The organism is Streptomyces sp. NRRL S-920 (assembly GCF_000717945.1).
GTDB lineage: Bacteria > Actinomycetota > Actinomycetes > Streptomycetales > Streptomycetaceae > Streptomyces > Streptomyces alboniger.
In genome coordinates, this window is sequence record NZ_JODF01000080.1 from 1 (window position 1) to 14165 (window position 14165).

At 71.2% G+C, this 14165-nt stretch carries 13 protein-coding genes; 9 read left to right on the forward strand and 4 right to left on the reverse strand.

Annotation, left to right across the window (positions count from 1 at the left end):
• Positions 1 to 187: 187 nt before the first annotated feature.
• From xseA to IG54_RS0133630, 3 genes are all read left to right on the forward strand, one after another.
• On the forward strand, positions 188 to 1405 hold the full coding sequence (gene xseA / locus IG54_RS0133620) for an exodeoxyribonuclease VII large subunit (protein WP_030793639.1): 1218 nt from the start codon (positions 188 to 190) through the stop codon (positions 1403 to 1405).
• Positions 1406 to 1414: 9 nt separating this feature from the next.
• Positions 1415 to 1663 carry an exodeoxyribonuclease VII small subunit gene (locus tag IG54_RS0133625; protein WP_030793641.1) on the forward strand — a complete coding sequence of 83 codons (249 nt, stop codon included), beginning with the start codon at positions 1415 to 1417 and terminating at the stop codon, positions 1661 to 1663.
• A 128-nt stretch (positions 1664 to 1791) separates the two neighbouring features.
• A complete protein-coding gene (locus IG54_RS0133630; RefSeq protein ID WP_030793643.1) occupies positions 1792 to 2382 on the forward strand; it encodes a malonic semialdehyde reductase in 591 nt (196 codons plus the stop codon).
• 94 nt (positions 2383 to 2476) lie between these two features.
• On the opposite strand, the gene IG54_RS0133635 is transcribed toward IG54_RS0133630, so the two are convergent.
• Positions 2477 to 2995: a DUF4245 domain-containing protein gene (locus IG54_RS0133635; RefSeq protein WP_030793644.1), complete on the reverse strand. Its 519-nt coding sequence runs from the start codon at positions 2993 to 2995 to the stop codon at positions 2477 to 2479.
• 164 nt (positions 2996 to 3159) lie between these two features.
• On the opposite strand from IG54_RS0133635, the gene glpX reads away from it, so the two are divergent.
• Entirely contained in the window at positions 3160 to 4191 is a 1032-nt protein-coding gene (gene glpX / locus IG54_RS0133640) for a class II fructose-bisphosphatase (protein WP_030793645.1), read from the forward strand.
• 97 nt (positions 4192 to 4288) lie between these two features.
• On the opposite strand, the gene IG54_RS0133645 is transcribed toward glpX, so the two are convergent.
• Both IG54_RS0133645 and IG54_RS0133650 read right to left on the reverse strand, forming a co-directional pair.
• Positions 4289 to 4663 (reverse strand): WhiB family transcriptional regulator, encoded by a 375-nt coding sequence (locus IG54_RS0133645; protein WP_030793646.1) that lies wholly within the window; start codon positions 4661 to 4663, stop codon positions 4289 to 4291.
• A 125-nt stretch (positions 4664 to 4788) separates the two neighbouring features.
• Entirely contained in the window at positions 4789 to 5475 is a 687-nt protein-coding gene (locus IG54_RS0133650) for a DUF1707 SHOCT-like domain-containing protein (RefSeq protein ID WP_030793648.1), read from the reverse strand.
• 178 nt (positions 5476 to 5653) lie between these two features.
• Between IG54_RS0133650 and IG54_RS0133655 the strand changes: the two genes are divergently transcribed.
• Positions 5654 to 7321, forward strand: coding sequence for a fumarate hydratase (locus IG54_RS0133655; RefSeq protein WP_030793652.1), 1668 nt, complete (start codon positions 5654 to 5656; stop codon positions 7319 to 7321).
• Positions 7322 to 7416: 95 nt separating this feature from the next.
• On the opposite strand, the gene IG54_RS0133660 is transcribed toward IG54_RS0133655, so the two are convergent.
• Positions 7417 to 8955: a ricin-type beta-trefoil lectin domain protein gene (locus IG54_RS0133660; protein ID WP_030793654.1), complete on the reverse strand. Its 1539-nt coding sequence runs from the start codon at positions 8953 to 8955 to the stop codon at positions 7417 to 7419.
• Positions 8956 to 9088: 133 nt separating this feature from the next.
• On the opposite strand from IG54_RS0133660, the gene IG54_RS0133665 reads away from it, so the two are divergent.
• From IG54_RS0133665 to IG54_RS0133680, 4 genes are all read left to right on the forward strand, one after another.
• Positions 9089 to 10501, forward strand: a complete 1413-nt coding sequence (locus IG54_RS0133665; protein ID WP_030793657.1) for a class II fumarate hydratase — start codon at positions 9089 to 9091, stop codon at positions 10499 to 10501.
• 65 nt (positions 10502 to 10566) lie between these two features.
• Entirely contained in the window at positions 10567 to 11256 is a 690-nt protein-coding gene (locus tag IG54_RS0133670; RefSeq protein WP_030793661.1) for a DUF402 domain-containing protein, read from the forward strand.
• 116 nt (positions 11257 to 11372) lie between these two features.
• The gene (locus IG54_RS0133675) at positions 11373 to 12014 is read left to right on the forward strand and encodes a methyltransferase domain-containing protein (protein ID WP_234336449.1); all 642 of its coding nucleotides are present in this window, start codon (positions 11373 to 11375) and stop codon (positions 12012 to 12014) included.
• Positions 12015 to 12076: 62 nt separating this feature from the next.
• Positions 12077 to 14110, forward strand: coding sequence for an ATP-binding SpoIIE family protein phosphatase (locus tag IG54_RS0133680; protein ID WP_030793666.1), 2034 nt, complete (start codon positions 12077 to 12079; stop codon positions 14108 to 14110).
• Positions 14111 to 14165: the final 55 nt, after the last annotated feature.

Here is a 14165-nt window from a genome sequence, read left to right on the forward strand (position 1 = left end):
GCGGGGTAGGGGCGGTTCGCCCCGTGCCGAAGCGACGGGGTGGGGGCCGTTCGCCCCGTGCCGAAGCGACGGAGTGGGGGCCGTTCGCCCCGTGCCGAAGCGACGGAGTGGGGGCCGTTCGCCCCGTGCCGAAGCGCTCCGGACCAGCCGCGCCCCGCTGTCACACCCTGCGGCTACGCTCGGCCGCATGGCTCTCAACACATCCGCGGACGCGCCGCTGCCCGTAGGGCAGGTATCCCGGCTCATCGGCGGCTGGATCGACCGGCTCGGTGCCGTCTGGGTCGAGGGGCAGATCACCCAGCTGTCGCGCAGGCCCGGCGCCGGCGTCGTCTTCATGACGCTGCGCGACCCGTCGCACGACATCTCGGTGAGCGTCACCTGTTATCGCCAGGTGTTCGACGCCGTGGCGGACGTCGTGTCGGAGGGCGCCCGCGTCGTCGTCCACGCCAAGCCGGAGTGGTACGCCCCCCGGGGCCAGCTGTCCCTGCGGGCCGCCGAGATAAGGCCCGTCGGCGTCGGTGAACTGCTCGCGCGGATCGAGCAGTTGAAGAAGAGCCTCGCCGCGGAGGGCCTCTTCGCGGCCGAGCGCAAGAAGACCCTGCCCTTCCTGCCCCAGCTCATCGGCCTCGTCACGGGCCGTGCCTCGGCCGCCGAGCGGGATGTCCTGGAGAACGCCAGGCACCGCTGGCCCGCCGTCCGCTTCGAGGTGCGCACCGTCCCCGTCCAGGGCGTCCACGCGGTGCCGCAGGTCGTCCAGGCCGTGCAGGACCTCGACGCGCTCGACGAGGTCGACGTGATCATCGTGGCGCGGGGCGGCGGCAGCGTGGAGGACCTGCTGCCGTTCTCGGACGAGCAGCTGATCAGGGCGGTGGCCTCGTGTCGTACGCCGGTGGTCTCGGCGATCGGGCACGAGCCGGACAACCCCCTCCTGGACTACGTGGCGGACCTGCGCGCCTCCACCCCGACCGACGCCGCGAAGAAGGTCGTACCGGACGTCGGCGAGGAGTACGAGCGCGTGCAGGCCCTGCGCGAGCGCGCCCGGCGCTGCATGGACGCCTTCCTGGACCGCGAGGACCGCGGCCTCGCGCACGCTCTGGGGCGCCCCTCCATGGAGCATCCGCACCGCATGGTCGAGGAGCGTGAGGAGCAGGTCGCGGCGCTGGCCGACCGGGCGCGGCGCACGCTCGGGCACCTGCTCGACCGGGCCTCGTCGGAGCTGACGCACACCCACGCGCGCGTGGTGGCCCTCTCCCCCGCCGCGACCCTCCAGCGGGGGTACGCGGTGCTCCAGAAGGCGGACGGCGCGGTGGTGCGGGCCCCGGCGGAGGTGGGCGCCGACGAGGAGCTGAGGGCCCGTGTCGCCGAGGGCGAATTCACCGTACGAACCACACAAACCGACCATTAGGGTGGGCGCATGACCAGCAAGACGGACGAGGCGGCGGGCCCGGCGGACGTGCTCGGGTACGAGCAGGCGCGGGACGAGCTGATCGAGGTCGTACGCCGCCTGGAGACCGGCGGCACGACCCTGGAGGAGTCGCTCGCCCTGTGGGAGCGGGGCGAGGAGCTGGCGAAGGTGTGCCGCCGCTGGCTGGACGGGGCGCGCGCCCGTCTGGACGCGGCCCTCGCGGGCGAGGACGCCGAGGCGGACGCCCCCGAGGACTGACCGGGCCGGGCACACACGCTCATGTGAAGCGGATCACGACGCCCCAGCTTTGGTTGAATCTTAAACGTAAAGTGCCGTACTGTCGGTGGTGCCAGTTGATCCACAACACGCAACGAGAAGGTAGATCCATGTCCCTCGCCCTTGACCCCGCCGCCCAGGACCTGCTCTTCCGCGAGGCCCGCACCGCGAACACCTTCACCGACGAGCCGGTCACCGAGGAGCAGGTCCAGGCGATCTACGACCTGGTCAAGTACGGCCCGACCGCCTTCAACCAGTCGCCGCTGCGCGTCACCCTGGTCCGCTCCCCCGAGGCCCGCGAGCGCCTGGTCGCCCACATGGCCGAGGGCAACCGCCCGAAGACGGCGACCGCGCCGCTGGTCGCGATCCTCTCCGCGGACAACGAGTTCCACGAGGAGCTGCCGGCGCTGTTCCCGCACTTCCCGCAGGCCAAGGACGTGTTCTTCGCCGAGCGCCCGGCCCGTGAGCAGGCCGCGCTGGTGAACGCCACCCTCCAGGCCGGCTACTTCATCGTCGGCGTCCGCGCCGCCGGTCTGGCCGCGGGCCCGATGACCGGCTTCGACCCCGCCGGCGTCCAGAAGGAGTTCCTGGACGACGACCACACCCCGCTGATGATCGTCAACATCGGCAAGCCGGGCGAGGACGCCTGGTTCCCGCGCTCCCCGCGCCTGGCCTACGACGACGTCGTCACCACGGTCTGAGCGACAGCGACCCCGCACGCTCCACCGCCACGCGAAGGGCCCCCGGCACACCGCCGGGGGCCCTTCGCGTCACTTGACGCTCACCGCGCCACGCTCACGCCGTCCTCAGCGACTGCGCCATCCTCGCGAGCTGCCCGAACGACGCCGTGCCCGTGACGACCGTCGTCGCGCCCTTCTCGGTGCTCACCAGGGCGTCGTACGTCGAACCCTTGTACCGCTGCCACGTCCGGCCGCCGATCTTCTCGGTGGCGTCGGTCTTCGTGGCGTCCTGGGTGGCCTTCTCGATGAACCTGGCCGGCTTGGCGGTGGACTGCTTGACCGCCACGTACTCACCACCGGGGTCGAGGAAGCCGAGGTGCCAGTCGTCGTGCGCGGCGCCGTTGAACCGCACGGACGTCGGCTTCCACTCCTTGGACAGGCCCTCGGGCGCCGCCACGGGGTACGCCGCGGCCCGCCGGGCCGTCAGTAGCTCCACGCGGTAGTCGACCCGCTTGACCGGGGTCTCGGACTCGTCATGCGGGACGAAGATGTAGATCACGCCCGCGACCAGGGCGATCACCACCAACGACCACAGCATGTTCTTGACGGTCTGGTTGCCTTGTCTGCCTGCCACGCCCCCATGGTCTCAGGCGCCCGGCACGGACCTTCCGCCGGTATCTCCCCTCCCGCCCGGTCCGCTCATGCGTGGGGCCCACTGCTCATTTTGTCGGCCTACAGATAGAGTCGTTCACAATCCCTCATCCGGCCGTCGTCGTATCAGCAGAGAGGTGCGTCCCGATGACCGAGCATCATCTTCCGTCCGAGCTGGAGGTCTCCCCCGAGGCCCCCGACCGCAACCTCGCCCTGGAGCTCGTCCGGGTCACCGAGGCCGCCGCCATGGCCGCGGGCCGCTGGGTCGGCCGCGGCGACAAGAACGGCGCGGACGGCGCCGCGGTCAGGGCCATGCGGACCCTCGTCCACACCGTCTCGATGAACGGCGTCGTCGTCATCGGGGAGGGCGAGAAGGACGAGGCCCCGATGCTCTTCAACGGAGAGCGCATCGGCGACGGCACCGGCGCCGAGGTCGACATCGCCGTCGACCCGATCGACGGCACGACGCTGACGGCGAAGGGCATGCCGAACGCCATCGCCGTCCTGGCCGCCGCCGACCGCGGCGCCATGTTCGACCCGTCCGCCGTCTTCTACATGGACAAGCTGGTCACCGGACCCGAGGCCGCGGACTACGTCGACATCAACGCGCCCGCGTCGGTCAACATCCGCCGCGTCGCCAAGGCCAAGAACTCCTCCCCCGAGGACGTCACGGTCATGATCCTGGACCGCCCCCGCCACGAGGGCATCGTCAAGGAGATCCGCGAGACCGGCGCCCGCATCAAGTTCATCTCGGACGGCGATGTGGCGGGCTCGGTCATGGCCGTGCGCGAGGGCACCGGCGTCGATCTGCTGATGGGCATCGGCGGCACTCCCGAGGGCATCATCTCGGCCTGTGCGATCAAGTGCCTGGGCGGTGTGATCCAGGGCAAGCTGTGGCCCAAGGACGACGCCGAGCGCCAGCGGGCCCTCGACGCGGGCCACGACCTGGACCGCACGCTCTCGACCGACGACCTGGTCAAGGGCGACAACGTCTTCTTCGTCGCGACCGGCATCACCGACGGCGAGCTGCTCCAGGGCGTCCGCTACCGCGCGGCCACCGCATCCACCTCGTCGCTGGTCATGCGCTCCAAGTCGGGCACGATCCGCAAGATCGACTCCGACCACCGGCTCTCGAAGCTGCGCGCCTACAGCGCGGTCGACTTCGACCGCGCGAAGTAGTACGAGGTCGCGCCACGTAGTACGAGGTAAGGGGGCGTCCCGTGCGGGGGACGCCCCCTTACCTCGCGTTACCTCTCGTTTCCCCTGTGCCCGGGGGCTATCCCGCGGCGGCGACTCCCGCCGCGTGCGCCGCCTTTTGAAGCTCCAGGTCGCGCCTGCGCCTGCGGGCGAGGACCACGCGGCGCTCGGCGGCGGTGAGGCCGCCCCACACGCCGTACGGCTCGGGCTGGAGCAGGGCGTGCTCACGGCAGGCGACCATCACGGGACAGCGGGCGCAGACGCGCTTGGCCGCCTCCTCGCGCGAGAGCCTGGCCGCGGTCGGTTCCTTGGACGGGGCGAAGAACAGTCCGGCTTCGTCGCGGCGGCACACGGCCTCCGTATGCCATGGCGCGTCATCGGTCCGGTCCCGCGCCGGGCCCCGCTGAGCCGGGACAGCGGCGACCTTGAGGGACTGATGCGACGGTTGCAGCACGGTCTACTCCTGACGACGGCTTCGCGAGCGAGAGACGATGCAGCAAGCTCTACCCGCTGTGTGCGCGCCTATGCACTGAGTTCCGATACGCGGAGGTCCGCCTTCCCCTCCCGGGGCCCCGGCCGTCAGTGCCCGAGGTGCTTGCGCAGGCGCTGATGCAGGTCACGGACGATTTTGCCGCGCTGGGGGCGCGCCTCGACGCTGCCGAGGACCGCCAGGCCGTCCACGAAGACGACGGGGGCGTCCTGGTCGACGGAGTCGAGCGTGTCCACCTCAAAAGTGCCGAGGACACCCGCGCCGCTGCCGCGCAACGACACGTTCTCCGGGACGCGGACCTCGACCGAGCCGAAGATCGAGATGGCCTTGATGACCACCTGGCGCTGCTCGAAGATCGCCTCGCTCAGGTCTATCTCGACGCTGCCGAAGATCGCGTACGCGTGCGTGCGGCGGGCCACGCGCCAGCGGCCCTTGCGGACGCAGCCGCTGAACACCGCGACCATGTTCTCGTCGGCGACCGGCGGGACCGCTCCCGGGGAGGGGCGGAACGGGGCGGGCCCGGGCCTGAACTCCGCCCGCGGCTGCTCCTGTCCCGCGGGCAAGTCGCTGACCAGCGGCCGCAGTTCGGCCATGGTCTTGGCGCGGTAGACCCCCTCGACGCGGTCGGCGTGCTCCTCCGCGGTCAGGCGGCCCTCGGCCAGGGCGTCGCGGAGGATGTCCGCCGTGCGGTCCCGGTCGGCGTCCGAGGCGCGGAGCGGTCCCGGCTCGTCGGCTGCGGCGGGATCGGGCTGCGGGAGGCGCTTTTCGAGGTCCACCCCAGCAGCGTACCCAGACGCGATAGATCGCGACTAGCCCTGTGGACAACCCGCGGGAGCCCGGCCGCGCCCTACTGAGCCTTACCTCACAGACTCGGCCCGCTTCGCGCGTTCTACGCTGGTTGGCGCGTCGCCAATGGAGGCCGCGCCGCTGTCTGCCGAGTGAGGAATGGCCGTAATGCCAGAGTTTGAGTACTCCGATCTGCTCCCGCTGGGAGAGGACACCACCCCGTACCGGCTGGTGACCTCCGAGGGTGTCTCCACCTTCGAGGCCGACGGGCGGACGTTCCTCAAGGTCGACCCGGAGGCGCTGCGCAAGCTCGCCGCCGAGGCGATCCACGACATCCAGCACTATCTGCGGCCCGCGCACCTGGCCCAGCTGCGGCGCATCGTCGACGACCCCGAGGCGTCGTCCAACGACAAGTTCGTGGCCCTCGACCTGCTGAAGAACGCGAACATCGCGGCCGCGGGCGTGCTCCCCATGTGCCAGGACACCGGCACGGCGATCGTGATGGGCAAGCGCGGACAGAACGTCCTCACCGAAGGTGAGGACGAGAAGGCGCTCTCCCAGGGCATCTACGACGCGTACACGAAGCTGAACCTGCGCTACTCGCAGATGGCCCCGCTCACCATGTGGGAGGAGAAGAACACCGGGTCCAACCTCCCCGCGCAGATCGAGCTGTACGCGACCGACGGCGGCGCCTACAAGTTCCTCTTCATGGCCAAGGGCGGCGGCTCCGCCAACAAGTCGTTCCTCTACCAGGAGACGAAGGCCGTCCTGAACGAGGCCTCCATGATGAAGTTCCTGGAGGAGAAGATCCGCTCCCTGGGTACGGCGGCCTGCCCGCCCTACCACCTGGCGATCGTCGTCGGCGGCACCAGCGCCGAGTTCGCCCTGAAGACCGCGAAGTACGCCTCCGCGCACTACCTGGACGAGCTGCCCGCCGAGGGGTCGCCGACCGGGCACGGCTTCCGGGACAAGGAGCTGGAGGAGAAGGTCTTCGAGCTGACGCAGAAGATCGGCATCGGCGCGCAGTTCGGCGGCAAGTACTTCTGCCACGACGTACGCGTGGTGCGCCTGCCCCGGCACGGCGCCTCGCTGCCCGTCGCCATCGCCGTCTCCTGCTCGGCCGACCGCCAGGCCACCGCGAAGATCACCGCCGAGGGCGTCTTCTTGGAGCAGCTGGAGACGGACCCGGCGCGCTTCCTGCCGGAGACCACGGACGAGCACCTCGATGAGGCCGCGGACGTCGTGGAGATCGACCTCAACCAGCCCATGGACGCCATCCTCGCCGAGCTGACCAAGCACCCGGTGAAGACCCGCCTGTCGCTCACCGGCCCGCTGGTCGTGGCCCGCGACATCGCGCACGCCAAGATCAAGGAGCGGCTCGACGCGGGTGAGGAGATGCCGCAGTACCTGAAGGACCACCCGGTCTACTACGCCGGTCCCGCCAAGACCCCCGAGGGCTACGCCTCCGGTTCCTTCGGGCCGACCACGGCGGGCCGGATGGACTCCTACGTAGAGCAGTTCCAGGCCGCCGGCGGCTCCAAGGTGATGCTCGCCAAGGGCAACCGCTCCCAGAAGGTCACCGACGCGTGCGACGCGCACGGCGGCTTCTACCTCGGCTCGATCGGCGGCCCGGCCGCGCGCCTCGCGCAGGACTGCATCAAGAAGGTCGAGGTCGTCGAGTACGAGGAGCTGGGCATGGAGGCGGTCTGGAAGATCGAGGTCGAGGACTTCCCGGCGTTCATCGTCGTCGACGACAAGGGCAACGACTTCTTCCAGAACCCGGCCCCTGAGCCGACGTTCACGCACATCCCGGTGCGGGGCCCGGGCCTGGCGTAAGCAACCGTAAGGGGGCGCGCCCCTCAGGGGACGCGCCCCGAAGGGGCGCGGGGAACTGCGCGACCAGCCACGACGCACCCGCACAAAGCCAACCCTCAGGCGAACCGCTGATTCGCGGTCCCGGCACACTTCTGAAGCCGCACCGGCTCCTTGCCCCCCGCAAGGGTGAGACACAGCCCGCTCGCGGCAGCGGGCCGCACCGTCCCGCCCTCCCGGACGAACTTCTGGTTGCCACCCCCGTGGCAGTTCCACAACACCACGGCGGCGCCTTCCTTATAGGCGCCGTCAGGCACGTCGAGGCACCGGTCCTGGGTCAGCCCCGTATGCAGGGACCCCCGCGAGCCGTCGTACCACCATGTCTGATTGCGATTGCCGGTGCACTCCCAGCCCTGCACCTTCGTCCCGTTACGGCTCTTGGACGCGTCGACGTCCACACACGTCCCGGTGGCCTCGTTCCTCAGGGGCTTGAACACATCGCCCCAGGCGCCCTCGTACAGCTTCGGGCTGCCCGTGCTCGCCGGGTCGGCACAGCTGGCCTCACGCTTGCCGGAGGCGTACAGCTGCGTCAGGCAGGAGGCGAAGGCGGCGTGGCCGCGGGCGTTGGGGTGGAAGGACTGGCGTACGGAGTTGGCGTCCGGCGGGAAGGGGTTGGTCAGGTCGACGTGGAGGCCGCGCGCCCAGGTGTCCTCCATGCAGACCTCGTGGCCGTGGAAGAGGCGGGAGTTGTCGAGGTAGGTCGCGCCGGCGTTCCTGGCGGCCCGGCGCATGCCGGTCTCGAAGGTCGGTACCGCGTAGTTGCGGCCCCACTCGGTGTCGGAGTCGTAACCGAGCCCGCCGCAGACCAGTTTGCCGGGGAACGCGGGGTTGTCGCGGAAGTCCGGTCCGATCGGGCTCGGGTAGCCCATGGCGACGAGCTGGTAGTCGCCCTCCTGGTAACCCGCGTCCCTCATGACGGTCCTGAGGTCGCGGATGGACTGCTCGACCTTGGGCACGAGGGCGTCCACGCGCGCCTGCCAGCCGTCGTGGTACTTGCCCGCGCAGGGTCCCTGGCTGAGCAGATAGCGGGTCACGCAGTCCGTCATCACGGGTGAGAACTGAAGGTCGTCGTTGGCGCCGACGACGAGCAGGATCGTCTTGATCCTCGTGTTGCGCGCCTTGATGGCGAGGTTGTCGCTCTGCACCAGCTCGTCGGCGTACTGCTTCTGGCCGCCGATCCTGATGTTGTCGGTCCGCGCCCCCGAGCAGGCGACGTTGTACGTCACGTCGGCGGGGATGCCCGTCCGGTGGATCGCGGCGTCCGGCGAGCGGTGGCACCAGTTGTCGGGGCCGTCGGTGCCCGGTTCGTACGTCCCGACGCCCTCACCGGAGATCTCGCTGTCGCCGAGGGAGATCAGGCCCGTCTTTCGCTCGGCCATCGGGCGTTCGGCGGGGCTGCCGTACAGCTTGGTCGCCTCGGCCGCCCGGATCCTCTCCAGGTCGGGCGGCAGCGGCGCGGACGCGGCCGCCCTCGCCTTCGGCCCGTCCGCCGCCCGGGCGGGTGCCCCGGCCGCCGTGCCGAGCACGGCCGCCATCGCGACGGCCGCCGCGAACGTACCTCGCAGCCGAGCCCGTCCGCTGCGTCTGATGCGCTTCATCGCGCCTCCCCGGATTGGTGTTACCCACGGTTTTTACTGGTGGGTAGAGAGCTTGGGAATACCTGCAACAAGACAAGTGCTCAACTTCGCGGGGCTTTTCGACGGGCTTCGAACGGAGAGGTAGGTTCACGGCATGACCAGCGACGCCAGCGAAGACCGCACCGGCGAGTACCGGACCGAGCACGACTCCATGGGCGAGGTGCGGGTCCCCGCCGACGCCAAGTGGCGTGCCCAGACCCAGCGCGCGGTGGAGAACTTCCCCATCTCGGGACAGCGCCTGGAGCGCGCCCACATCGCCGCCCTCGCGCGGATCAAGGGGGCCGCCGCCAAGGTCAACGCGGACCTCGGCGTGCTCGACAAGGACATCGCCGACGCCATCGCGGACGCGGCGGCCGAGGTCGCCGAGGGCCGCTGGGACGCCCACTTCCCCGTGGACGTCTTCCAGACCGGCTCCGGCACGTCGTCGAACATGAACACCAACGAGGTCCTGGCCACGCTCGCGACGGAACGGCTCGGACGCGACGTACACCCCAACGACCACGTCAACGCCTCGCAGTCCTCGAACGACGTCTTCCCGTCCTCGATCCACATCGCGGCGACGGGCGCGGTGACCGGCGATCTGATCCCCGCCCTGGACCACCTCGCCGCCGCCCTGGAGCGCAAGGCCGAGGAGTTCGCGGACGTCGTGAAGTCCGGGCGCACGCACCTCATGGACGCCACCCCGGTGACCCTCGGCCAGGAGTTCGGCGGTTACGCGGCCCAGGTGCGGTACGGCATCGAGCGCCTGGAGGCCTCCCTGCCCCGGCTCGCCGAACTGCCGCTCGGCGGCACGGCCGTGGGTACGGGCATCAACACCCCGCCCGGCTTCTCCGCCGCCGTCATCACCGAGGTCGCGCGGGCCACGGGGCTGCCGCTGACCGAGGCGCGCGACCACTTCGAGGCGCAGGGCGCGCGGGACGGCATCGTCGAGACCAGCGGCCAGCTGCGCACCATCGGCGTGGGCCTGACGAAGATCGCCAACGACCTGCGGTGGATGGCATCGGGCCCGCGCACCGGCCTCGCGGAGATCAACCTCCCGGATCTGCAACCCGGTTCGTCGATCATGCCGGGCAAGGTGAACCCGGTCATCCCGGAGGCCGCGCTGATGGTCGCCGCCCAGGTCACCGGCAACGACGCGACGGTCGCCGCGGCGGGCGCCGCCGGCAACTTCGAGCTGAACGTCATGCTTCCGGTGATCGCCAAGAACGTACTGGAGTCGATCCGGCTGCTCGCCAACGTCTCCCGGCTGCTCGCCGACCGGACCGTCGACGGGATCACCGCCAACCGCGAACGCGCCCGGGAGTACGCCGAGTCCTCGCCGTCCGTCGTGACGCCGCTGAACAAGTACATCGGCTACGAGGAGGCGGCGAAGGTCGCCAAGAGGTCCCTGGCCGAGCGGAAGACGATCCGCGAGGTCGTCCTGGAGGCCGGCTACGTCGACCGGGGCGACCTCACCCTGGAGCAACTGGACCAGGCCCTGGACGTGTTGCGCATGACGCGCCCCTAGGGCGCGTCCGCAGCACCGGGCTCAGCGCGCCGACCCGTCACAGGAGGCCCGTCTAATATCTGTCCATGACAGACCTCGACGGGAAGACGACGGACGGTGACGGTGCGGCGGCCCGGTGGGCCCCCGGGGACCACATCCTGTGGCGGTACCGGGAGAACGCGGGGGACCGCGTGCACATCTGTCGTCCCGTCACCGTCGTCCAGGACAGCGAGGACCTGCTCGCCGTCTGGATGGCGCCCGGCACCGAATGCGTCAAGCCGGTGCTGGCCGACGGGACCCCCCTGCACCTCGAGCCCCTGGCCACCCGCTACACCAAACCGCGCGCCGTGCGCAGGGACCGCTGGTTCGGCACCGGCGTCCTCAAGCTGGCCCGCCCCGGCGACCCGTGGTCGGTCTGGCTGTTCTGGGACCCGGGCTGGCGGTTCAAGAACTGGTACGTGAACCTGGAGGAACCGCGCACCCGCTGGACGGGCGGCGTGGATTCCGAGGATCACTTTCTGGACATCTCCGTGCGCCCCGACGGCAGCTGGCGCTGGCACGACGAGGACGAGTTCGCCGAGGCCCTGCGGGTGGGCCTGATGGACCCGGAAAAGGCCGCTGACGTACGCGCCGCCGGCCGGGCCGCCCTCCAGGTGATCGAGGCCTGGGGGGCACCGTTTTCGGACGGCTGGCAGCACTGGCGTCCCGATCCGTCCTGGGTCGTACCACCCCTTCCGGATGACTGGGACCGTACGCCCGCGCATGTGTCCTCATGAGACCCTTGATGCGCCCCCGTGGTTCAAACGTAGGATCGTCCTCCGCAAGGGCGCACAGCGACAACTCCGAGAGTCCGCGCGCTGTCTGACAGGAAGTCATTGAAGGGCGGCAGAACGTGAGCGAGGACCGCAGGGGCCAGGCCGAGGCCTTTGACGCCATCGGACAGCACTACGACGAAGCCTTCCCGCACAAGGACGGTCAGCTCGCCGCGGGCCGCCGTCTCGCCGACGCGCTCGCACCCGGTTCCCGGGTCCTGGACGTGGGCTGCGGCACGGGTCTGCCGACCGCGCTGCAATTGGCCGAGAAGGGTCACTCCGTCCTCGGCACGGACCTCTCGGCGGGCATGCTGGCCCTGGCCGAAAAGAACGTGCCCGCGGCCGAGTTCCGGCAGATCGACATCGCGGACCTGGCGGCGGACGGCCCGGCCGGAATCGGCCGGTTCGACGGCATCGCCTGCTTCTTCGCCCTGCTGATGCTGCCGCGTCCGGAGATCCCCGGGGCGCTGCGCCGGCTCCACGGGCTGCTGCGGCCGGGAGGCCTGATGGAGCTGTCCATGGTCGAGGCCGACCTCGACGACGCGGCGATCCCGTTCCTGGGCCACACAATCCGGGTATCGGGTTACCTGCGGGACGAACTTCGGCAGGTCGTGCGGGACGCGGGCTTCGAGATCACCGGCGAGGACACGTACGCGTACGCGCCCGCCAGCAGCGACGTACCACCGGAACATCAGATCTTTCTGCACTGCCGACGCGGCTGAGCGACGTGCAACGCTGGACGGCGCGCACGGCGCGCAGCCCCGGACGGACGGATTCGAAACGCGTGACGGAGCACCTCACCCCCCACGAGGGTCGCAAGGCACCAGTTGCCCGGCCGACCGCCCCCGCGGATCCCCGCGGGGCGCTGCTGCGTTCCCCCGAGACGTCACAGGGCGCGCGCGACACATCCCCGGGAGCATCGGTGCCGCCGACCAGTGAGCATTCCCAGCCGTCCGCCTCCGAGCCGGACCCCGGCCGCCCGCGCCCCGCGCCCGACGGCGTGCCCGCGCAGCCCGGCCCGCCGTCGGGCCCGCCGCACGGCGAGGAGCGGCGCACCGGCCGGCCGCAGCCGCCGGGCGCCGGTCCCGTGGCGATGCGCCGCGACGGCGACCGGCTGCGCTTCGTGGGCGCGGCGACCCGGCGGATCGCGCGCGGCATCGACCTCGACGAGATCGTGATGGGTCTGTGCCGGGCGACGGTCCCGACCTTCTCCGACGCGATCCTGGTCTATCTGCGCGACCCGCTGCCCGTCGGCGACGAGCGGCCCTCGGGCCCGCTGGTGCTGCGCCTGCGCCGCACGGACCGGCTGCGCTCCATCGAGGAGGGCGCCGAGGAGCCGGACACCGACGGCGGCCCGCCGCCCTCGCTCCAGGTGGTGACGCCCGACATCACGGACGTGATGGGGACCGCCGAGCTGTGCGAGGTGCGCCAGGGCGGCGCGCTCGCCGAGGTGCTGCGCGGCGTGCGGCCCGTCTTCGCGGACTCGGCGGCGGCGCGGGCCGCGCTGCCCGAACTGCTCGGCGAGGGGCGGACCGTGCCGTCCGGGCAGCGGGCGATCCTGGCGCCGCTGCGGGGCCGGCGGCGGGTGATCGGCGCGGCCGTGTTCCTGCGCCGCCCGGACCGCCACCCCTTCGAGGCGGACGACCTGCTCGTCGCCGCCCAGCTGGCCACGCACAGCGCGCTCGGCATCGACAAGGCGGTCCTGTACGGCCGCGAGGCGTACATCGCCGACGAGTTGCAGCGCACGATGCTTCCCGAGACGCTGCCGCGCCCGACCGGGGTGCGGCTCGCCTCGCGCTATCTCCCGGCGGCCGAGACGGCCCGGGTCGGCGGCGACTGGTACGACGCGATCCCGCTGCCGGGCAGCCGGGTGGCGCTGGTCGTGGGCGATGTCATGGGGCACTCCATGACATCGGCGGCGATCATGGGCCAGCTGCGGACGACGGCGCAGACCCTCGCCGGGCTCGATCTGCCGCCCCAGGAGGTCCTGCACCACCTGGACGAGCAGGCGCAGCGGCTCGGCTCCGACCGCATGGCGACCTGTCTGTACGCGGTCTACGACCCGGTCTCGCACCGCATCACCATCGCCAACGCCGGTCACCCGCCGCCCGTCCTGCTGCATCTGGGCGGCCGCGCCGAGGTGCTGCGTGTGCCGCCGGGCGCCCCCATCGGTGTGGGCGGCGTGGACTTCGAGGCCGTGGAGCTGGACGCCCCGGCGGGCGCGACGCTGCTCCTGTACACGGACGGGCTCGTCGAGTCCCGCCTGCGCGATGTGTGGACCGGCATAGAGCAGCTGCGCGAACGCCTCGCGGCGACCGCCCAGTTGACGGGGCCGGACCATCCGCCGCCGCTGGAGGCGCTCTGCGACGAGGTGCTCGACATGCTCGGTCCGGGCGACCGGGACGACGACATCGCGCTGCTCGCCGCCCGCTTCGACGGGATCGCGCCGAGCGATGTCGCGTACTGGTTCCTGGAACCGGAGAACGCGACACCCTCCCGCGCCCGCCGCCTGGCCCGCAGCGCGCTGGTCCGCTGGGGCCTGGAGGACATGACGGACGCGGTGGAGCTGCTGGTCAGCGAGGTCGTGACGAACGCCGTGCGGTACGCCTCGCGGCCGATCACGCTGCGGCTGCTGCGTACGGACGTACTGCGCTGCGAGGTCGGCGACGACGTGCCGCAGCTGCCCCGCCTGCGCCAGGCGCGCGCCACGGACGAGGGCGGTCGCGGTCTTTACCTGGTCAACAAGATGGCGCGGCGGTGGGGCGCCACACGGCTGAGCACCGGCAAGGTGGTCTGGTTCGAGCTGAACCGGAACTGAGCCGAGGACCGCGCGTACGACAGGCGCCCCGGACCATGGTGGTCCGGGGCGCCTG